The sequence below is a fragment of the Pseudomonas sp. FW507-12TSA genome, from assembly GCF_058781435.1.
This window is the reverse complement of sequence record NZ_JBYSWT010000035.1, coordinates 1-20,477: the sequence shown is the minus strand read 5'-3', so window position 1 is coordinate 20,477 and position 20,477 is coordinate 1. Positions and strand designations below refer to the sequence as shown.

The window sequence follows — 20,477 nt, the reverse complement described above, 5'->3', positions numbered from 1 at the left end:
CTTCCTGGCAGGTGGTGGCGCAGGGGGCACGGTTCTGGCGACAGGAGGTGCGCACGGCGCAAGCCGTCGGTGCTAGCGATGAATCCGTTGCCAACCGATCAGCACCGCGCAGGCACAGGCGAGCGCCACCAGGATCTGAAAGTGATTGATGCTCGCCAGCAGAGTGGCCTGGCTGGACAGCTCCCGGGCCTGTTCGGCGAATGCCATCCTGGCTGCCGTGCCCGCTTCGGCGAAGTGGCTGAAGTGACTGCCCATGACCTGGCTGCTCTGCTCGTAGCCCGGCCGTCCCGGCATCAGGTTGGCATTGAGGGCGGCGTACTGCTCAGTGGTTCGCCACTGGCTGAACACCGTGGCGATCGTGGTTCCCGAGGCCATTGCCAACTGGCCGAAAATGCTCTTGATCTGCTGGGCGTGGGACAGCAGCTTGTCGTCCCTGGAAGCTTCCCTGAAGGTCTGGGTCGCGGCGGTTCCCAATACCAGCATCACGAAACAGCCATTGAGCACCAGGGCCGGCAGCACGTATTGCAGCGGGTCGACCGCAGGGCTCAGGTTCGACAGCAACCAGCCGAAGCCGCCCAGGCAGGCGAACCCCGCCAGGTAGAACTTCCTGGGAGAAGGCGCACGCAACAGGATCCTGGCCATGATCAACCAAGTCACCAACTCGCCCGCCAAGCCGCAGGACTGCAGCCTGGCGATGCTTTCCCAGGTCATTCCCAGGCCGGTCTGCAGCAGCGTCGGCAGTACATAGTTGTTGGCGTTCATCACCCCGTAGCTCAGCGAGAACAAGGCCAGGCCCAGCAGGTAGCGCGGCGTGAGCAGCTGCCGCAGTTCGAGCAGGGGCGCCTGCCTGTGCTGCAGGTGGAAGAAGTAGCCGAACAGCGACACTGCCACCAGCAACCAAAGGACGAGCATCGGTGAATGGTCGTAGAAGTCGTAGCACAGCCGCTGAATGATGTAGAGCAACGAGAACGAGCCCATTGCCAGCAGCCCCAGGTCCAGCAGGCTGGCCTGGTTGTGCCGCTCCCGAGGCTCGGCAGTCGATGGCAGCACCCCGGCCGCGAGGAAAGCGGCGACCGTGGTACAGCAGATCAGTGCCCAGAACATCAGGTGCCAGTGATCCAGCGACACCGCCAGCGATGAGGCCACCGGAGCGCAGGCCGTCCCGGCCGCCAGGGCGCAGCAGAACACTGTGATGCCGGTGAAGCGTCCAGGCCCGGCTGGAATCAGGGTGACCAGCATTCGCGCACTGATCATGAAGGCCGCGCTGCCCAGGGCCATCAGCGCGCGTCCCAGGCTGAAGCTTGCAAGGTCGTGGCTTTGTGCGCAGATCAAGCACCCCAGCGCATGCAGTGCGATGGTCGCCAATACATACCAGCGCCAGCCGCTGCGCTCGAGCAGCCAGCGATGAATCGCGATGCCCAGGATGGCAATCCAGGCATGCAGGACCGTGACAAGGCTGTATTCCTCGGGAGAGGCACCGATTTCCCCGCGAATCGGCGCGGCAGCAAAGGCGAACATGCCGTTTTGCAGGAACTCTGCGAAGCACAGCAGGAAGATCAGCAGCAACAACCTGTGTTGGCCACTCTTCATTGCCGGGCCATCGCTGGTTGCCCGGCGTTGGCTTGCACGATCTCCTCGACCAGCTGGTCGGCGTCCTGGAGTTCTTTGTCGAAGATCGTGGTACGGCTGGCCGAGAGCGCCGCGACATCCTCGCGCAGCACCAAGCCGCTGCGATCGTGGGTCTGGATCGCGACTTTCATCGACAAGCCCACACGCAGCGGATGCTCATTCAAGGCGCCGGGTTCAAGCTCGATGCGCACCGGCACGCGCTGGGTGACCTTGATCCAGTTGCCCGTTGCGTTCTGTGCCGGCAGCAATGCAAAGGCATTGCCGGTACCGGCATCGACCCCGACCACCCTGCCCCTGTAGGTCACCTGCGAGCCGTAGACATCCGAAGTCAGCAGCACTTGCTGGCCGATCCGGATGTTCTTGAGTTGCGACTCCTTGAAGTTGGCGTCCACCCACACCTGGTCGAGCGGGACTACGGACATCAGCGATACCCCAGGGCTGATGCGTTGCCCCACCTGCACGTTGCGGCTGGTGACGTAGCCCGATACCGGCGAGCCGATGCGGGTGCGGTGCAGGGCGACGAAGGCGTCGCGCACCTCGCTCGCCGCCGTCATCACCAGCGGATGGGACCGCAGTCGCGTGCCCTCCACCAGCGCCTGGCTTTGCGCCAGGGCTTGTTGCGCAGCCGACAGGCCGGCCCTGGCAGTCTCCAGGGCCTGGCGTGCATGGCTCAGTTCCTCCCTGGAGATCGCTCCCGCATCGGCCAGTTGCGAGCGCCTTTGGAAATCGGCCGAGGCCTTCTGGTAATCGCTGGCCCGCGAGCTGGTTTGCGACTCCAGCTCCTTCACGTGCAGGTACTGCGCCCTGGCGTTGCGCACGGCGGTCGCCAGGGCGGCCTTGGCGCGCTCCAGGCCCAGGGCCTGGTCCACGTCGCTCAGGGCGATCAACCGCTGCCCCGGCTCGACCTTGTCGGTGTCGTCGACTTCGATCGCGGTGACGGTGCCACTGACCTGGGACGTGACCTGGACCAGATTGCCGCGGACGTAGGCATCTTCGGTCACCTCGGTATCCAGTCCGGCCTGGTAGACCGCGGCCGCGATGCCGATGACTGCCAAGGTGGCGACCGCCCATTGCGCGCGCCGGGCATTCTTGCGGGGATCGGGATGTTGTTCGTTCATGGGGCTCATTGATCGTTCCGGATAAAACACGCGCGCGCACGAAAACCGCTCGCTTGCAGCGATCTGTGCACAGGCAATTCAGGAGCCACGACCCGTGGCTCAAGGGTGGGGAGCGGCGGCCAGGATCAGGCGACCGGCACCGCGGAGGAAGGAAGGGTCAGCCTGCTGTCGCAGGAGAAAAACGTTTCATGCATTCACCTCTGTAGACGTGCCAGGCACCGCTGCGAGGAATTTTCCGCCAGGCACTGCCTGCCACCATGACCGAGCCGCTCATTGATCGTGTCGAATCGATCAAGTCTGTAGCGCACCATCCAGGCGCCGCTGCCTGCGACACAGCAGGCAGGTCGGACAAACACATGGGCAACCGCCAGACGCCGGTGTTTTACAGGGCGTGTTTTGCCATAAAATCACTGCTTGTGACCCACGACCGAGGTCGCCACCGTACAGCCGCTCGACCTCGACCTGGCTGGCGGGGACATTCGCTTCGCATCGAGTACTTGCCAATGAAACGCTCAATCACCAGCCGAGCGAACCTGGGTTCCAGCGCCCGGATCATTCATAGCCAAAAACCCTTCACCCATCGCATCCATGTCGAGCAATCGAGCCTGGTGGCGGTATGGAAAGGCCAGAGCTGCTTGCGCTGGGCCGGGCATGAGTTGCTGGTGCGCCCGGGAGAAATCGTCGCGCTGGCCTCGGAGCAGACGTTCGATGTGATCCACATCCCCTGCCCCCGCTCGGGTTTCTTCGAGGCCCAGGTGCTGGTGTGTGCTGATCCGGTGGTCAAGGCGTTCCTGGAACGGCGGCCCAGGGGGCGGCGGATCAATGATGCGCAGTTGATCCAAGGCGGCAGCGAGGGGCTGCTGGCGTCCTTTCGCCACGCCTATGCCGGCTTCGATGAAAAACTGCAATTGCCCCAGGCCATCGTCACCAGCCGCCTGACGGAGATGCTGACCTGGCTCGACCATCACGGAGGCTACTTCGCTACCAGCTCCAGCAACCAGATCACCCTGCGGGTGCGGCAACTGATCGGCAGCGATCCTGGAGCGATCTGGACGGCGACCATGGTCGCGCGACACCTGGCCATGAGCGAGGCGACGCTGCGCCGCAGGCTGGCAGCGGAAGGCAGCCACTTCCAGCAACTGCTGTTGGATGTGCGCATGGCCAGGGCCCTGACCTTGTTGCAGCTGACCGATCTGCCGATCGCCAATATCGCCTGCGAAGTAGGCTACAGCTGCAGCTCACGTTTCTCCTCGCGCTTTCGCCAGCGGTTCGGCGGCAGCCCTTCGGACATACGCTCGGCCGCAGCCTTCGAACCGGCGGCTTGAAGGCACGGCGCCAGGGAGCGCGCCGTGCCTGCGGGTCATGGCGTCGGGTACACGGTGCCCTGGTTGACGCCAAAACCGATACGCACGAAGTCTTCCCGCTGGCACCAGCCCTTGAACAGCACGGTGTCGCCATCCTCGAGGAACCCCCGGCGCTCGCCGTGGCCGATGTCCACCGGTTGCGTTGCGCAAACCGTCAGTTCGATCAACGCGCCGGCTTCGCCTGCGGTGGGGCCCGAGATCGTGCCGCTACCCAACAGGTCGCCACTCTGCAGGTTGCAGCCACCCACGGTGTGCTGAGCGATCATCTGGCCCAGGGTCCAGTACTGATGGCGGAAACTGGTGCGGGTCAGGGTTCGCGGCTGCTGGCCGGCGGCGCGCTGGCTGGCGCTTTGAATCGACACCTCCAGCTGGATATCGAATGCCCCCGCCTCGGCGTTCTGTGCCGCGCTCAGGTAAGCCAGCGGTTGCGGCCGCTCCGGTGCCCTGTTCCAGCTCGTGCGGTACGGCAGCAAGGCCTCGAGAGTGACGATCCAGGGGGATATCGTGGTGGCGAAGTTCTTGGCGAGAAACGGCCCCAGCGGGTTCATCTCCCAGGTCTGGATGTCCCGTGCGGACCAGTCGTTGAGCAGGCACAGGCCGAAGATATGCTGTTGGGCATCCTCCAGCGCAATGCGGCTGCCACGGGCATTGCCGCGGCCGATCACCGCGCCGATCTCCAGTTCGTAGTCCAGGCGCTGGCAAGGTCCGAAGACCGGAGCGGCAGCGGCATCCGGGCGGCTCTGGCCCATGGGCCGGTAGACCTTCTGCCCGCTGACCTCGATGGATGAAGCACGGCCGTGATAGGCAATCGGCAGCCAGTCGAAGTTGGGGTACACCTCAAGGCCGAACTGGCGGCAGCAGTTCACCGCATGATCGAGGGAGGTATAGAAGTCGGTGTAGTCCCCGACCTGGACCGGCATCCGGTATGCGACCTCCTCCTGGCTGACCAGGACCTGGCGCACGGTGGGCTCGTCCTGGCTGCCGGCTTCCAGCAGAGCAAAGAGCCCATGGCGCAGGGTTTGCCAGGCCTCGGGCCCCAGCTCCAGCAGCGGATTGAGCGATGCCCCCGCCGCAGCCTGCACGGCTGCGGCCAGTTCACCGCTGACGCATCGGGTACGAGACAAGGCTGCCAGGTCGACGATCTGGTCACCGATGCCCACGCCGCCACGCCAGGCTTCGTCGCCATCGCGACGGCGAAACACGCACAGCGGCAGGTTCTGCAAGGGAAAGTCGGTGGCGCGGTCATTGGCTTCGGCCAACCAACTCAGGCGCGTCGCATCATGGGTGTGGTTCAAGTGCATGGGGTTCTCCTGGGGTGCGTTGGCGCTCATGCCCCGGCCTTGAGCGCGTCGTCGAAGATGGCCACGGCGCGGGTCCAGCCGGCCGACGCGCTACGGATCTTGCAGGGGAAGCAGGAAATGAAGAAGCCCGTGGAGGGCAAGGCTTCGAGGTTGTGCAGCTTCTCCAGGTGGCAATAGCCGATGTTGCGACCGGACTTGTGCCCTTCCCAGATCAGCGCTGGGTCTTGGGTCTGGGCGTACTTCTTGGCGGTATGCACGAAGGGCGCATCCCAGCTCCAGCCATCGGTGCCGGTCAGGCGCACGCCGCGCTCGAGCAGGTACATGGTGGCCTCCAAACCCATGCCGCAGCCCGCCGATACGTACCCCGGCTGGCCGTACTGCTTGCCCGCAGCGGTGTTGACCACCACGATCTCCAGCGGGCTGAGCTGGTGGCCGATCCGCGCCAGTTCCGCCTCGACATCCTGCGCGGTGACTACGTAGCCATCGGGAAACCGGGTGAAGTCCAGTTTCACTGCCGGCTGGAAGCACCACTCCAGCGGCACCTCGTCGATGGTGATGGCCCGCTCACGCTCGCCGAACGACTCGTTCATCGTGCTGTGGAAGTGATACGGCGCATCCAGGTGCGTGCCGTTGTGGGTGTTGAGTTGCACATGCTCGATGGCCCAGCCTTCGCTGTCGGGCAGGTCCGAGACCTGCAGGCCGGGAAAGAACGAGGTGACCTGCTCCGCTGTCGTCCGGTGATCCAGATACTGGATTTTCGGCCCATATCCGGGCGGGTCGGATATCACATCGTTCTCAAGGAAGATTGAAAGATCTACAAATCGACGTCCCATTTCTATGACTCCTCATTCAGGTAATTGCATGCCAATCAAACCCTGTCAGCCACCGGCAATGGCTCAGGATCGCCGACCCCCTGCACTTGGGCGGGTAGCCAGCAGACTGCCACGGCGGCGAGCAGGAACAGCACGCCGCAAAAACCGAGGCTCAGGCTCAGCCCCATGCTGCTCGCCAGCGATCCCAGGAGGATCGGCGAGAACGCCGACAGGCCGCGTCCGGTGTTGAAGCAGAAACCGGCGCCGGACGCCCGCAGATGGGTGGGGTACAACTGGGCGAAGTACGAGCCGAACAGCCCGACAAACGACAGGAAGAAGGCGTACACCGGGCCCAGCACCAGCAACAGGGTGCTGTCTGCCACCCAGATGTAGACCGGGAGCATGAGCCCCGACCCCACCAGGGAGACGATGACCATGCGCCGCTTGCCCAGGCGGTCGGCGAGCCAGCCGAACAGGTTGTAGCCGATGAACGCGCCAACGTTCATCACCGCGATCAGGTTCGCCATGGTGGTGGATGAAAGCCCGTGATGCTTGACCAGGAAGGTCGGGATCCAGGTCATCGTCCCCCAATAGGCCGTCAGCGCCAGGGCCGAGGCTGCGCTGCCCAGGAGCGTCCGGCGGGCCAGGCCCGGGCCGAACAGCTGCGCGATGGCCAGCGTCGGCCGGGCGTCCGCCCGTTCCGGTTGGCGGTGGCGCCTGGCAAGCCAGGCGGCGGACTCCGGAACCCGCAATGCGACATACAGCACCGGCACCAGCACCAGCGCACCGCTGAGGAAAAACAGCGTGCGCCAGCCATAGGCCTGCAGCAGGCCGGCAGCCAGCAGCGCGGCCAGGCCGGAACCTGCGGAAAACGCACTGAGCACGAAGGCGGTCGCCCGGCCCCGCTGCCGGGCCGGCCACGTCTCATGTACGTGGGCCGCGACGACTCCCCAGACCCCACCCAGCCCAAGTCCGGCGAAAAAGCGCAGGACCAGGATCTGCTTCCAGTCACTCGCCGCGGCGATGGCCATGGTCAGCCCGCCGAATGCCACCAGCGATGCCAGCAGGGCTTTCTTGCGGCCCAGGGTATCGGCCAGGGTGCCCATCACCAGGCTGCTGACGCCGACCCCGAGCAAGGTGGCGGTCACCATCAGCCCGGCCTGGCTGGCACTGATGTGCAGGCTTTCCTGGATGGTCGGCAAGGCGATGATCAGCACCAGGATGTCCAGGGCATCGAAGGTGTAGCTGAGGAAGGAACCGATGAGGACACGCCATTTCAAGCTGTCGGGTTGGGTCGTCATGCTGACTCCTGGAGGTACCACCATGCTCGAGCGGAGCGGTGGTTTTGTTGTTTTGCGCAAAACTATACACACGTACAGTTAGTCGGTCTAGCCAAGTCGATGCGGTGGCGTGGGCCGGGTCGGGCAGGCACAATCAGCGCCTGCCCAGCAAGTCTTGAGGATGTCGATGACCCAGGTACCCCAGAAGCAAGAGATGGCCGTGGTAAGCAAGCGTGAGTCGATTCTCGATGCCGCCGAGCGCCTGTTCGCCGAGGGTGGCTATGACGGTGTTTCGATGCGCGATATCGCGGCGGCGGCCAACGTGGGCTTGCCCCTGGTGGTGTACCACTTCAAGACCAAGCTCAACCTGTATCGCGAGCTTTTCGAGCGGCGCAAGTCCGTGCTCGAAGCCCGGCAAGCCTTGTTGCGCCAGCCTCTGGCGGACGCAGAAGATCCGTTGGAGCACATCGTCCGGGCCTTCGTGACCCCCGTGATGAGCATCCAGCATGACGAGGCGGGAGTCGCCTATGCCAAGTTGGTGGCGCGCGAGTCTTCCGACCCCAAGGAGGCAGGCCGGGGCATCGTCGAGGCGCTGTTCGACCCGTTCGCCGCCGAGTTCATCGCCGCTATCCGCCGGGCCCTGCCCGACATCACGGCGGCCGCGGCGCATTGGGCCTATCACTTCGCTGTCGGCGCCCTGGTCATGAGCGTGTTCGACGAGCGCATCGAGCGGATCTCCGCTGGCGAGGTCAAGGCCATGGATATCGAGGTGAAGACCAACTACCTGATCTCCTTCATCACGGCCGGGATCCGCGCCACGACCGCGCAACCCTGTCGCTGAAGCGGGCATCTGCGGGCGTGCCCATGCCCGCACAAAGCGCTGCGCCAGCAGTAGCGGGCACTAGATCTCGAGGTTCATGACCTCGGGGAAGGTGAACTTGAACCAGGGCGTGTAGTCGTCCGGATGTGCCTGGATATCCTGGCGAATGTCCTCGAGGGAGCGATATGCACAGGCGTCCGCTTCGTCGGGATTCAAGACGGGCTCAACATCGCAACGGGCAAAGTACAGGTGCCCGTATTCGTGCTCGATCAAGCCTCCCGGCAAATGGAGAAAGTAACCGAGCTCGAAGCGCTTGGTCACCGGGCAGGTCAAGCCCATCTCCTCTTCCAGGCGTCTTTGCGCCGCATGATCGGTGCTCTCGCCTGGAAGCGGGTGCCCGCAACAGGTGTTGCTCCATAGACCGCCGCAATGATATTTGCGCGCTGCGCGCCTTTGCAGCAGCAGTTCATTGCGGCTGTTGAACACATAGACCGATACCGCCCGGTGGCGCGCCCCGACCTTGTGGGCGGCCAGCTTCTCCATGAAGCCCACCTCCCTGTCGTTGTCATCCACCAGGATTACCTCGATGTGCGGCATGTAGCCTTCCTCGCATTGTGGGGTGGGTTTTCAGCGATGGGCTCAAGGCGCCAGCGCAACTGCGATCCAGCTTAGTCCAGGCTCGCACCCGAGCTTTTGTCATTAAATCGGCGACAGGCCGGGCATACCCTTCGCCCGGTCTTAACATCGATAAGGAATCGATCATGAATCTTTCACGCCTGTTGCTGGCAGGAGTCATCGGCCTGGCACTCGCCCCCCTGGCCCAGGCCTCATCCACGGCCGATATCGAAGAAAAAGCCCAGCTGCGAAAACTCTTCTGCGAGTCCAGGGGCGGCTCTGACATTACCGCCCTGGGTGAACTGAAGAAGTCCGACGACGTCGGCGCCGTAGTGGTGTGCAAGCTTGCTCCGTCGAGGACGACGGTGGTTGAAAACCAGGCCGCCGCAACGTTCTCGCCACTGCCGCTGACTCCTGTCACCGCCACCCTCGCGCCGCCTTCCGGGGTCTACAAGCTTGCTCCGGGGGCCAACAGCATCAACACCTCCTGCTCGGCCAACCTGGCCATCGCCAAGTGGGCTGGCTTGCCCAGCACCAGCAACGGCAACGCCAGCTTGAATTGCCGAGGCTATAACACCAGCGCCGGAGGCAGCACGCTGGGCTGCAGTATCCAATGGACCGGGCCGACCCAGGTCGCCATTGGCGTCACGCCCTATGGCGGGCAAGTGGCAGTGAACTTCAGCTGCCAGGCCATACACCTTGGCTCCATGGGCACCGTCATGGACTTCAGCTACAGCGACCCGGTCTATTCGCGCATTCGGTATGGCTCGGTCCAGGCCACCGGCAGCCTGACCATCACCCAGTAACGCCCTCTGCTTGACCCATTACTGTCCCCGTCGGCGCCCATGGGCCGGCGGGGCCGCCGGGTATCAGGCCGGGGACTTGAGCGCCAGGACCTTCCAGCTCGCCTTGCGCTTACGGGCGACCAGGGCATCCAGGGCCTCGCCGGTGGGCCTGCCCTTGGCAGTGAACTTCACCGGGACCAGCAACAACAGCTCCACCCCGTCATCGTCGGCAATCTCCTCGGCCGCGGATGCCGGGTCCCAGGGCTTGTCTACAACCAGCATCGCATCCACCGAATCGGGCCACGCCAGGTCTGCGTAGCCGGGATCATCACGCAGCACCAGCATCCCCTCGCCTAAGGCCTGGTGTTCCAGGCTCTGGCGCGCCAGGCGAGCCAGTAGCTGCACCGGGAAGCACCAGGCTGGCTGCTGCGCCAGACCATGCTGGGGAAGCGCCCAGTCCTCGGGTAGGCAGACGAACAGCTCGGTCATGGGAGTGGTGCGGTACAGGCCAATGGTGAACAACAGCTTGTAGCGACCCTTGGTGAGCAGGCTGATATGCAGCGAAAACCGAGGGTCCGCGCTGGGCGGACCGAACAGCGCCGGCAGCACCCAGCCGGCGCTGTTGTGGACGAAGGTCGCGATCGCCTGCCCTGGCCCATCGACGTCCTGGACATCGATATCCAGGATGCTCTGTGCGCCATTGGCTTGCAGCAGCCCTGCAACCGCCGGGTGGCCCCAGGTGCGCGCGGCATCCAGGGCGGTGTTGTTGAAGCGCCGATGCAACTGGTTGACCGCGGCGCCCCGCGCCAGAAGCAGTGCGACCACCTGGTCATGGCCAGCCAGCGCGGCCGCGTAAAGTGGCGGGCAGATGCTCAATGGCAGGCCATTGGCACTGGCGCCGGCGTCGAGCAACACAGTGCAGGTCGGCAGGCTCCCTTCGCTGGCCGCCAGCCCCAGCGCCGTTTCCTGGCCGCAGACCTCCACCGGCCGATCCACCTCCAGGCCCAGCTCGAGCAGTAGTTGGCAAACCTCGGCCTGGCCTTCGCTGGCGGCCATATGCAGCAGGCCGATATCCCCGGCGGAGCCATAGCGTGGCAGCTCCAGCAACTGCGGATACTGTTGGGCAAAGGCCCGCAATCGCTCCAGCCTGCCCTCCAGGACATCCTCGTAGAGGCGATCCAGCTGGCTCTCGTGTTCTTCGTACAGTCGTTGCCACTCGGTCATCAGGTGCAGGTCCATGTTCTGTCGATACGCTCCGGGGGCGCATTGAGTCGTTAACCGCCGCGCTCGTCAACCACTTCGGTAACCCAGAGGGACTGCTCACTCATGATTGCGATGCAACCGCCCATGAAGGCCGGAGTGTCACGACCGCAGTCGCAGCGAATGAGTGCAGGGCTGGTGCCGAAGGGCTTATGACCAGGGTCGCCCGCCCCGCCTCACTGCTTGCCGCGCATGCTGTTGCGCCAGATCCGGTAGCTCCTGATCCCCGCACGTACCGAGCCGAACAGCAGCTGCTCGTCCATCTCCGCACTCATCCCCGAGCGCTCCAGCATCTTCAGGAAGGTGCCGCGGGCACGGGCGATGGCGAAGTGAATGCCCTGGGCGGCCAGGGTGTCGCGGATTTCCCGCAGCACCGCGATGCCGCTGACATCGATATTGGTGACCGCCTCGGCATCGAACAACACCACCTCGGGCTTGCCGTCGCGCCCGATGTTCTCCAGCAGGCGCATCTTGAAGTAGTCGGCGTTGAAGAACAGGATCGCGTCGTCAAAGCGATACACCACCAGCCCGGGCACAGTCCGGGCCTGCGGGTACTTGCTGATATCGACCTGGCCTTCGATGCCTGGCATCCAGCCCAGCACCGCGTCGGTGGGCTGGTAGATGCTGTACAGCAGGCGCAGGATGGCCAGGGTCACGGCGAACATGATCCCCGGCAATACCCCAAGGCCCAGCACGCTCACCGTAGTCAGCAGGCACAGCCAGAACTCGAAGCGGCTGAGCTTGTGGATCTGCCCGAGGGATTTCACATCGATCAGGCCCCAACCGGCCATCAGCAGGACCGCGCCCAGGGCCGGCTGCGGGATCCAGGCCATGGGCGCGGTGAAGAACAGCAAGATCAGGGCGATCGCCACGGCGGCGATGATGCCCACCAACTGGCTCTTGCCTCCAACCATGTCGTTGACCGCGGTGCGCGAATCCGCGCCGCTGATGGCGAAGCCCTGGGAGGCCCCCGCCGCCAGGTTGCTCATGCCCAGGGCGATGAACTCATGGTTGGCATTGATCGCATAGCCATGGCGTGCGGCAAAGCTGCGGGCGGTGAGCATGGCGCTGCAGAAACTCACCGTGGCGATACCCAGGGCGTCGCGCAGCAGGCTCTTGCTCTCCTCCAGGGTGGTGCTGGGCCAGGACAGCTCGGGGATGCCGGCAGGCACATGGCCCAAGACCGCCACGCCGAACTGGTCGAGACCGAAGACCCCGGCCAGCAAGGTGAACACCGCCACCGTCACCAGCGCCGCCGGCACCCGTGGATAGCGTCGCGGCAAGCCGATCAGCAGGCCCAGGCTGGCCAAGCCGATGGCCAGGGTCAGCCAGTGGATCTCGCCCAGGCGCTGGAGAAAATCCATCAGCCCGAGGATGAAGCCTTCGCCTTCGATCTTGAAGCCCACCACCTTGCCCATTTGCCCGGCGATCAGGCTCAGGCCGATGCCGTTCAGGTAGCCGATGAGGATCGGCCGCGAGAAGAAGCTGGCGATGAACCCGGCACGGGCGATCCCCGCAGCGATCAGCATCAGCCCCACCAGCACGGTGACGATCATCGACAACTCGACGGTGCGCTGCAGGTCGCCCATGGCCAGGGGCGCCACCGCCCCGCCGAGCATGGCGCAGGTGGCGGCATCGGGGCCGACCATCAACTGCCGCGAGCTGCCGACCAGGGCATAGACGATCATCGGCAGCACGCAGGCATAGAGCCCGTACTGCGCAGGCAGCCCGACGATCTGGGCATAGGCGATGGCGATGGGAATCTGGATCGCCGCCACCGACAAACCGGCCCGCAGGTCGGCGCGCAACCATTCACGGCGGTAGTGCAGCAAGTTGGACAGGCCGGACAGATAGCGGGAGAGCAACATGCAGGGTCCTTTCGAAGTGTTCCGTTCTTGTTATTCATCCATGCCCTTGCAAGCCATGCAGCCGGCAAGGCGACGCAGCCCGCTATTGAAGCCAATCGCGCACTCGAGCGCCATGAGCTGGAGCAGCTTTTATGTTGATCGTCGAATGTTGGCCGGTGCTCGCCTGCGCTCGACCAGCGTCGCCAGCGCCCGGGCGACAGGCGCGCAGTGAGCGAATGACTGGATCGATGGCGCCGGCCTCGGATCCGGGGCCGGCGGCTGAAACCGTTGGCAGGAGCCAGCCGGCTCCTGCGCTACAGCGAGATGACATGGGTGGCGGACAGCCTTTGCCGGTATGTCCCGCTCAGCTCATCGGATGGCTTCCTGAGGGCTGGATAGCATCAGCAGCGCCTGCAAGTGCTGCGCCGTGGCCTCCATCAAGCTCGTGGCGATCTCGTCCACATGCCGCCGCTGCCAGGATTCCAGGGGCGTGCCCTTGACCCACTGGTTGAAGGCGCCGAGCGCCGGGCCGGTCTGTACCTGGTAGTTGGCCTGGTCCACGCTTTCGCCGCTGAAAGCCAGCTTGGTCGAGTAGGCGAAGTACCAGCGAAACACCCGGGCCATGCGCACCTTGGGGTTGCTTCGGGCCAGGGCCAGGTCTGCTTCGCGGCCCTGGGCCAGCAGATAGTGCTCGCACTCTTGCCAGACCTGCTCCAGCGTGCGCTTGAAGAACAGCCGCTCCAGCACGCCGCGAATGTTCTGCGGTATCGCCTCGAGGCTCTCGTAATGACAGTAGAGCGCATACAGGCGGTTGGCCCGCATGGGAAACAACACCCCTCGCTTGAGTACCTGCACCCTGCTCCCCCGTTCGAACAGGTCCCCTGCCGGGGCATAGGCCATGTCGTGGATGCTCACGTCCTGCAGCATGGTCTTGACCAGGTCCGTGGCGCCCGACTCGACCGTACACTGGTTGATCGACCCGGTCAGGATGAAGTCGGCCCCCATCGCGAAGGCCGCCGCCGCGGCTGCGGGAGTGCCGATGCCCCCAGCCAGGCCGAGGCAGATGGGGTCGGCATACCCCGCCCGGGCTTGCAATGCGTCGCGCAACTGCAACATTGCCGGCAGCACGATGGTCGGGATACCGCCATCGGTATGCCCGCCGGAATCGGCTTCGACGCAGATGTCATGGCTCATGGGTACCTGCCGAGCCAGTTCGGCCTGCTCCTGGGTGATATCCCCGGCCCTGCGCAGCGCCTCCACCAGCGGCTCCGGCGCCGGGCTCATGAAGGCTTCGGCCACCTCGAGCCGCGAGACCTTGGCCAGCACCCGGTGCCTGCACACCAGCGTGCCGTCGGCGTCGCGCGCAAGTCCGCGCAGCCGGAACAGCACCAGCGGCAATGTGATCTCGATGAAGGCCGCCGCCTCGATATTGCGAATGCCGCGGGCCAGGTACATCTCCACCGTCGCTCGCTCATGACGAGGATCGTCGTACTCCGCCAGAAGGTTCAGCCCGTAGGGCTCGCCCGCCGGCAGCGCGGCTTGCAGCGTGCCGATCGCCTGTTCGATCTGCGCCAGGCTCAAGCCACCGGTCCCCAGGTAGCCGAGCAGGCCGGCCCGGCCCAGGCGAATCACCAGTTGCGGTGACGCGGTGCCGCGATACATGGCTCCGGCGACATAGGCGTACTTCAAGCCGTAGCGCCGGCGGAACAGCGCACTGCCCAGGTCCTGCCCGCCCTGGCGCCATTCGCTTGCCGTGGTCTGAACCATCCGTGTCATTGGGTCAGGAGCACTTCCCATATCCATGTCCTCGATCAAAGTCAGTTCCTAGATCAACCCGGCATTGGCCAGTTCCGTCAGGTAGCCCGAAATGAACTTCCGATCGATCGGCGCCAGCCAGTCCTGGGCCACCGGACCGTCGATGTGTGAGCGGGTGCGTTCGGCAAACCTGTGGCTGTCGAACTCGGGCTGGTTCAATACCTCCTGTAACTCGTCCAGTTGATAGACCGATGAATAAAGGCTGTAGGATCTTGGCCGGGCGTCCAGCGCTTGCAGGCGGGCCACGAACTCCTGGCTCCAGGCTTCGGAGCTTCCCAGCTTCTCGAGCGGATAACCCAGCTCCCGTATCCACTCCACCAGCAAGTCCAGGCTGGGGGCATCGGGCCCGTTGCTCTGGACGTGGTAGATGGAGTACCCGGCTTCCACGCCCAGGCTGATCTGGGCAATCGAACGTGCGGCCGCATCCACCGGCAACCCGCGAAATATCGGGGTCATGGAGCGGGAACTGTCTAGATGGAAAGACGGCGGAGCAATAGCGGTTTGCACCAGGCTGACCAGAAAGCGCGAGAAGATATCGGCGAAATTGACGAACCCAGGCTGGGTACTGTGGGGCAACAGCATGCCGCAACGGAACACCTTGACCGGTATCGCCCACTTCTCCCATGCCTCCTGCAAGAGTACCTCCCCGGCCCACTTGCTGGCCGCATAACCGGCGGCGTAGCGCCCTGCTCCAAGGCAGTGGTCATACAGGTCCAGGGCCTTCTCACTCTCGTGGATCGGCTCGTTCCGGTGCACCGCACTGCCCACGGCGATGCTCGAGATGAAGTTGATGGCCTTCTTCTGTCCTGAAAGCGCCAGGCGTATCACCTCGGCAGTGCCGTGGACATTGGTCCCGTGCAACTGGTTGTAGGCCAGCATGTGATTGACCAGGGCACCGTTGTGCACGATGGCCTCGACCTTGTGCACCAGCATGTCCCAGGTCGGTTGCGCCAGGCCCAGGCGCGGCTTGGTCAGGTCGCCCGCCAGGACCACCAGGCGCCCGGACCGCTCCAGTGCGACCAGGCGTTGCTGAAGTTCGGCAGATGCCGCCAGGCTCTCGACCAGGCGCTGCCGCGCCGCCGCATCCGAAGTCGCCCGCACCAGGCAATACAGGGTTCCCGCGCGTGGCGCCAAGCCTTGCGCCAGATCCAGGGCAAGGAAGCGCCCGACAAACCCACTGGCCCCGGTCAACAGGACTTGGCTGGGTGGTAGATCGGTGGATTGCGCAAGTTTCGCTGCCGCGCGCAGGATGTCCGAGCTGATCAAAGTGTCCAGTCGAAGCTGGTTCGCCAATACCCGCGATGGCGATTCAAGCTGGTGGCCCGCGGGTGATGCCGTCGCAGCCGATACCGGAGCCGGATCGGGCGATGGCTCAGACGGCCTCGCTGCTCGCTGGGGCGCGCTTGCCACCGGCTGCGGCGTACCCGGGACAACGGGCGACTCGGTGCTTCGTAGTTGGCCGACCAGGGCCGCCAGCTGTCTGATGGTCGGATGTTCGTAGACCTGGCTGGTGTTGAGCGAGATCGAGTAACGCTGGTTTATCTCGCGGATCCACTCCACGGCGATGATCGAATCCAGTCCATGCTCGGCGAGCATTTCCTCGGGATCTATTTCCTGGCTGTCGATACGCAAGGACTGGGCAAGGCTTGTCGTCAGTTCCTGCTCCAGCGCCTGGTCGACCTGGTCCTGCAAGGAGGTCGAGGCCGGCCCGGCGACCTGCGGCTGGATAGCGATCGTCACCGCGCGCTCCATCTGCGTCGCGCCCAAAGACTGGCCGGAATCGTGCCCATCGGCTGCGGTATTCAAGGCAACCGCCCTCGGGCGTTCCCTGGCTTGTTGCACCAACTTGGCCATCTGGCGAATCGTCGGGAATTCATACACCTGGCTGGTATTGATCGAGATCGAATACAGCCGATTGAGTTCACGAATCCACTCCACGGCGATGATCGAGTCAAGACCATGTTCAGAGAGCATCTCGTCAGGGTCGATTTCGTTGACGTCAATCCGCAGCGCCGCCGCCAGGCTTTCCTTGAGAGCCTGCTCCAACTCATCCAGCCCAGCGTTCTGTTGAGGGAGATCCGCTACGGTGTCGATATCGGGTGTGCTCCTGGGAGCCTGCGCCACGGCAATCTGCGCCATGGAAGGCCCGCTCGACGCCCCGCCCTGGGAAGCGACGGCCCGTAGCTCGGTGCGTTCTTCCGTCGCCCGCAGGCGCAGGCCCCGAGGCTTGCCGGGCAGCGACGCCATCGGCGCAGGCTTGCGGTGCGGCTGGCTGGCGTCTGGCTTGGAGGATGCTTGCATCCAGCATCGCTCCAGGGCGAAGGGATAGGTCGGCAAGCTGATCCGCCGCGGCCGCTGCTGGCCATGCAGGCGCGTCCAGTCGATCTCCAGGCCCAATACCCACCACTGCGCCAGTCGCCCCAGCTTGCCCTGGGCGATCAACCTGCTGGCGGTTTCCTGCAGGTCCTCGTCCGCCTGGAAGATCATTTGCAGGCCCGGGTCGCGCTTGATATCGCCATGGAAGATCTCGCCCTGCCCACCCTCTTCGCCCAGGTAAGCCCGCAGCCGGCTGCGCAGGCCATCGATGCAATCCACCACGCAAGCCAGGCGCACCTTCATTGCCTCGCGCCCTACCTGCAGGGTATACGCCAGGGATTGCAGGTCCGCTTCGCGGTGCTCCAGAAAGGCCAGCAGTTGCTCGACCCGCGCCTTGAGTCCCGTGGCGTCCCGGGCCGAGAGCAGCACCAGCACCGGTTTGGCTTGGGCCGTTTGGGCCGGACGTGACTGCGGCCGATATTCCTCCAGCACCACATGGGCATTCACCCCGCCAAAGCCGAACGAGCTGACCCCGGCGCGCCTGGGCAGCACGCCGCCCCGGCCATCGGCGAGCGCCGGCCAGGGCCGCTTGGCATCCACCACATAGAACGGACTGCCCGCGAGTTCGATCTGCGGGTTCAGCGGCTGGCTGTGCAGGCTCTGGACCAGGCACCCATGGCGCATCTGCAATAGCACCTTGACCAGCCCCGCCACTCCGGCCGCCAGTTCCAGGTGGCCGATGTTGCTCTTGATGGTTCCCAGGCCGACGCTGTGCTCGGCCAACGCATCTTTGCCTGCCAGCGTATGGAACGCCTGCTTCAGGCCCTTGATCTCGATCGGGTCGCCAAGCTCGGTGCCGGTGCCATGGGCCTCGATGTAACCGATGCTAGCCAGGTCCACCCCTGCTTCACGCAGAGCCGTTTCGATCACCTTGGCCTGGGCCTGCGGATTGGGAGCGGTCAGCGAGTTGGCCTGGCCGCCGTGATTCTGCGCGCTACCGAGGATCAAGCCATGGATCTGGTCGCCGTCACGCTCGGCCGCGGACAGTGGCTTGAGCATCAGCATCGCCACTCCTTCACCCCGGACATAACCGCCAGCCCGGGCCGAAAACGCCCGGCACCGACCATCCCCGCTCAGCACCCCGGCATGCATGAAGCTCTCATGGGCCTCTGCTGAAAGCAGGGTATTGACGCCCCCCACCACCGCCTGGTCGCATTGTCCAGTACGCAGCAAAGTCACGGCCCGATGCACGGCCACCAGGGAACTCGAACAGGCGGTTTCGATGGGCTCGCTCGGCCCATGCCAGTTCAGCCAGTAGCTCATGCGATTGGGGCCCATCGATCCAGCGGTGCCCACTGCCAGTGCCGCGGTCACGGCCTCGCCGGACTGGGCCAGCAGCTGGGCATAACCCGTGGCGCAAGTACCCACCAGCAGCGCGGTATTGCTGCCCGAGAGGCTTTGCACTGAATACCCCGCATCCTCGATCACCTTGTAGACCTGCATCATCAGCAAGCGATGCTGGGGGTCCATGCCCTGGGCCTCGCGGCGTGAAATATTGAAGAAGGCCGGATCGAACCCATCCAGGTCTTCCAGCACTGCGGCGTGGCGCAAGATGGGCTCTGGCCCGGCGCCAAACCGCCCCTGGGGCAACTCACCGATGCAGTCGCGGCCCGCCTCGAGGTTGCGCCACAGCGCGTCGATGTCCTCGGCCTCAGGGAAACGCCCGCTCATGCCGATCACGGCGATCGGCTCGGCGCCCGCCCTGGTCGGGCCGGGCTCGCCACGCGAACCTTGGGCTATAGGGGCGACCCTGGATACGGCAGCCTTCGGCGCGCTCGCCTCGGGCCCTTGGGGCCCCTGGGTCGGGGCAAAGAGCGGTTGCAGTTCGGCGCGGTACTCCTGCGCCAGGTAGCTGGCCAGCGCGGCAATCGTCGGTGTCTCGAAAAACTCCGAGGGCCGCATGTCCAGCCCATAACGCTCATTGAGCAGCCGGGTAAACGCCGTCGAAGCGATCGAATCGAAACCGAACTCGCCAAAGGGCGTATTCCGGTCCAGCTCTTCACGGGCGATCTGCAGGTAGTCGGAAATCATCTGGGCGATCGCCGCTTCGACCTGGGTCACCAGTTCCTGAGCATCCAGGCCGCACGGCGTCGCAGGCGGCTGGTCGCCTGGAGCTTCAGTCGGGGGGCCGGCAGGTGCGGCGGAAAGCGGCTCGATGGGCGTGACGGCATGGCGCACAACGCCGTCGCTGATGGCCAGGATGACCTCCTGGCTCAGGGCCCGGGTCGTGCCGCACGGGATGTCCACGCCATGAAATCCTTGTGTTTGCAGCACGCAGCGCCAACTGGCGGGAGTCAGCATCGGCGTGCCCGGGATACGCAGCTCTTGATCCTCGGCCAGCCACCATCCGGGCAACAGGCCGAACGTCAAGTGCCCGAACAGGTGTGCCTGGGTGGCCTCGTTCAAGAGCAGCAGTCCGTTGCCCTTGAGCAGGCTCTTGACCTGCCCCAGGGTCCGCGTGATGTCGCGGGTCGCATGCAGCACGTTCGCCGCCACTACCACATCGTAGCCACCGGCCTGGAAACCCTGGCCCGAAGGGTCCCGCTCGATATCCAGCAAGCCGGTGCGCAGGTAGCCTGCCCGTGGTGCGTAGTGCTGTTGGGCATGCTCAAGGAAGGCCGGCGACACATCGGTATAGGCGTACTCGTCGATCTGTCCGGCATAAGGTGCCAAGCGCGCCAAGAGCCCGGCACTGGTCCCGCCGGTCCCAGCGCCGACCTCCAGGATCCGCAAGCGCGCCTGGGGCTCGAGCCTCAAGCGCTGCTCGACATAGGCCTGCAGGCGCTCACCCAGCACGGCGTTGAAGTGGTTCGACACCGGGTGATCCCGATACAGGGCTTCGACCCAGTCCAGACGCCCCTCGGGGAACAGCACCTGGGTCGCCTCCTGTTCGCCACGCAATATCGCCGGCAATGCCCGCAGCATCTGGTCGAGCAGGCGTACCTGGGTCTCCAGGCCGCGCGGCTCGGCTCCTGCCAGTACCTGTTCGCAGTAGGCCTGCCACTGCGACCACTGCTGGTCCCAGCCGGCATCCACCTCGGGATGGCCGGCCAGGCGCAGCGCCGCTGCACGCCAGGGCTGGTATCGAGGGGCCAGTCCCTGCTCGCTTGCCAACCATCCGTGCTCTTGCAGCAGGCTGTACAGCAGCGGCCTCAGGCGTTGCTCCAGCGCTTGCCAGGCACTGGCCGCAGCGACCGGCGGGGCAAGTACCGGCGGTACCGGTAGCGACACCGCAGGCACTGCGGACATGAGTTCTGCCACTGCATCGCTGGCGATGCCCCAGGCGCGGGCGACCCTGGCCAGGTCCAGCTTGGCCAGGCCGAGGCGCTCCAGCGGGCTGCTCAGCCAGCTTTCCAACCACGCCATGGCCTGTGGGGCCTCGATCGAGCCGATTCCAGCCTGGGTCATCCGCGCCCGGTAGTCGGGCGCTGCCACCACCCCGACCCCACCCCAGT

13 protein-coding genes are annotated in these 20,477 nt (G+C 65.0%); 3 read left to right on the top strand and 10 right to left on the bottom strand.

What is annotated here, in order from left to right:
* Positions 1 to 72 precede the first annotated feature (72 nt).
* Complete coding sequence (locus AC3WK8_RS26745) at positions 73 to 1,590, bottom strand: MFS transporter (RefSeq protein WP_103326341.1); 1,518 nt, start codon at positions 1,588 to 1,590, stop codon at positions 73 to 75.
* A complete protein-coding gene (locus AC3WK8_RS26740) occupies positions 1,587 to 2,747 on the bottom strand; it encodes an HlyD family secretion protein (protein ID WP_158250073.1) in 1,161 nt (386 codons plus the stop codon). Before AC3WK8_RS26740 ends, AC3WK8_RS26745 begins: the two co-directional genes overlap by 4 nt.
* A 503-nt stretch (positions 2,748 to 3,250) precedes the next feature.
* Here AC3WK8_RS26740 and AC3WK8_RS26735 point away from each other — a divergent pair.
* Positions 3,251 to 4,072, top strand: coding sequence for a helix-turn-helix transcriptional regulator (locus tag AC3WK8_RS26735; protein WP_022644458.1), 822 nt, complete (start codon positions 3,251 to 3,253; stop codon positions 4,070 to 4,072).
* A gap of 35 nt (positions 4,073 to 4,107) precedes the next feature.
* Here AC3WK8_RS26735 and fahA read toward each other — a convergent pair whose 3' ends face one another.
* From fahA to AC3WK8_RS26720, 3 genes are read right to left on the bottom strand one after another with little or no spacing between them, the layout of a single operon-like run.
* The gene (gene fahA, locus AC3WK8_RS26730; RefSeq protein ID WP_256592401.1) at positions 4,108 to 5,442 is read right to left on the bottom strand and encodes a fumarylacetoacetase; all 1,335 of its coding nucleotides are present in this window, start codon (positions 5,440 to 5,442) and stop codon (positions 4,108 to 4,110) included.
* Positions 5,439 to 6,245, bottom strand: coding sequence for a cyclase family protein (locus AC3WK8_RS26725; protein WP_103326345.1), 807 nt, complete (start codon positions 6,243 to 6,245; stop codon positions 5,439 to 5,441). Before AC3WK8_RS26725 ends, fahA begins: the two co-directional genes overlap by 4 nt.
* Before the next feature lie 35 nt (positions 6,246 to 6,280).
* Positions 6,281 to 7,525, bottom strand: coding sequence for an MFS transporter (locus AC3WK8_RS26720; protein ID WP_103326346.1), 1,245 nt, complete (start codon positions 7,523 to 7,525; stop codon positions 6,281 to 6,283).
* A gap of 166 nt (positions 7,526 to 7,691) precedes the next feature.
* Between AC3WK8_RS26720 and AC3WK8_RS26715 the strand changes: the two genes are divergently transcribed.
* Entirely contained in the window at positions 7,692 to 8,345 is a 654-nt protein-coding gene (locus AC3WK8_RS26715; RefSeq protein WP_103326347.1) for a TetR/AcrR family transcriptional regulator, read from the top strand.
* 60 nt (positions 8,346 to 8,405) lie between these two features.
* On the opposite strand, the gene idi is transcribed toward AC3WK8_RS26715, so the two are convergent.
* Positions 8,406 to 8,921, bottom strand: coding sequence for an isopentenyl-diphosphate Delta-isomerase (idi, locus tag AC3WK8_RS26710; protein ID WP_022644453.1), 516 nt, complete (start codon positions 8,919 to 8,921; stop codon positions 8,406 to 8,408).
* A gap of 164 nt (positions 8,922 to 9,085) precedes the next feature.
* On the opposite strand from idi, the gene AC3WK8_RS26705 reads away from it, so the two are divergent.
* Positions 9,086 to 9,745: a hypothetical protein gene (locus AC3WK8_RS26705; RefSeq protein ID WP_085600156.1), complete on the top strand. Its 660-nt coding sequence runs from the start codon at positions 9,086 to 9,088 to the stop codon at positions 9,743 to 9,745.
* Positions 9,746 to 9,808: 63 nt separating this feature from the next.
* On the opposite strand, the gene AC3WK8_RS26700 is transcribed toward AC3WK8_RS26705, so the two are convergent.
* The 4 genes from AC3WK8_RS26700 to AC3WK8_RS26685 form a co-directional block, all read right to left on the bottom strand.
* On the bottom strand, positions 9,809 to 10,963 hold the full coding sequence (locus tag AC3WK8_RS26700) for an ankyrin repeat domain-containing protein (RefSeq protein WP_085600154.1): 1,155 nt from the start codon (positions 10,961 to 10,963) through the stop codon (positions 9,809 to 9,811).
* Positions 10,964 to 11,160: 197 nt separating this feature from the next.
* Positions 11,161 to 12,852, bottom strand: coding sequence for a SulP family inorganic anion transporter (locus tag AC3WK8_RS26695; protein WP_085600152.1), 1,692 nt, complete (start codon positions 12,850 to 12,852; stop codon positions 11,161 to 11,163).
* Positions 12,853 to 13,200: 348 nt separating this feature from the next.
* Positions 13,201 to 14,607, bottom strand: a complete 1,407-nt coding sequence (locus AC3WK8_RS26690) for a PfaD family polyunsaturated fatty acid/polyketide biosynthesis protein (RefSeq protein ID WP_103326348.1) — start codon at positions 14,605 to 14,607, stop codon at positions 13,201 to 13,203.
* Between the two features lie 48 nt (positions 14,608 to 14,655).
* Positions 14,656 to 20,457, bottom strand: coding sequence for a thioester reductase domain-containing protein (locus tag AC3WK8_RS26685; RefSeq protein ID WP_492574089.1), 5,802 nt, complete (start codon positions 20,455 to 20,457; stop codon positions 14,656 to 14,658).
* Positions 20,458 to 20,477 lie beyond the last annotated feature (20 nt).

What these genes read in the sequence shown, in the direction of transcription:
- AC3WK8_RS26745 (WP_103326341.1), bottom strand. Translation starts at nt 1,590, where the DNA reads ATGAAGAGTGGCCAACACAGGTTGTTGCTGCTGATCTTCCTGCTGTGC.
- AC3WK8_RS26740 (WP_158250073.1), bottom strand. Translation starts at nt 2,747, where the DNA reads ATGAACGAACAACATCCCGATCCCCGCAAGAATGCCCGGCGCGCGCAA.
- AC3WK8_RS26735 (WP_022644458.1), top strand. Translation starts at nt 3,251, where the DNA reads ATGAAACGCTCAATCACCAGCCGAGCGAACCTGGGTTCCAGCGCCCGG.
- fahA (WP_256592401.1), bottom strand. Translation starts at nt 5,442, where the DNA reads ATGAGCGCCAACGCACCCCAGGAGAACCCCATGCACTTGAACCACACC.
- AC3WK8_RS26725 (WP_103326345.1), bottom strand. Translation starts at nt 6,245, where the DNA reads ATGGGACGTCGATTTGTAGATCTTTCAATCTTCCTTGAGAACGATGTG.
- AC3WK8_RS26720 (WP_103326346.1), bottom strand. Translation starts at nt 7,525, where the DNA reads ATGACGACCCAACCCGACAGCTTGAAATGGCGTGTCCTCATCGGTTCC.
- AC3WK8_RS26715 (WP_103326347.1), top strand. Translation starts at nt 7,692, where the DNA reads ATGACCCAGGTACCCCAGAAGCAAGAGATGGCCGTGGTAAGCAAGCGT.
- idi (WP_022644453.1), bottom strand. Translation starts at nt 8,921, where the DNA reads ATGCCGCACATCGAGGTAATCCTGGTGGATGACAACGACAGGGAGGTG.
- AC3WK8_RS26705 (WP_085600156.1), top strand. Translation starts at nt 9,086, where the DNA reads ATGAATCTTTCACGCCTGTTGCTGGCAGGAGTCATCGGCCTGGCACTC.
- AC3WK8_RS26700 (WP_085600154.1), bottom strand. Translation starts at nt 10,963, where the DNA reads ATGGACCTGCACCTGATGACCGAGTGGCAACGACTGTACGAAGAACAC.
- AC3WK8_RS26695 (WP_085600152.1), bottom strand. Translation starts at nt 12,852, where the DNA reads ATGTTGCTCTCCCGCTATCTGTCCGGCCTGTCCAACTTGCTGCACTAC.
- AC3WK8_RS26690 (WP_103326348.1), bottom strand. Translation starts at nt 14,607, where the DNA reads ATGACACGGATGGTTCAGACCACGGCAAGCGAATGGCGCCAGGGCGGG.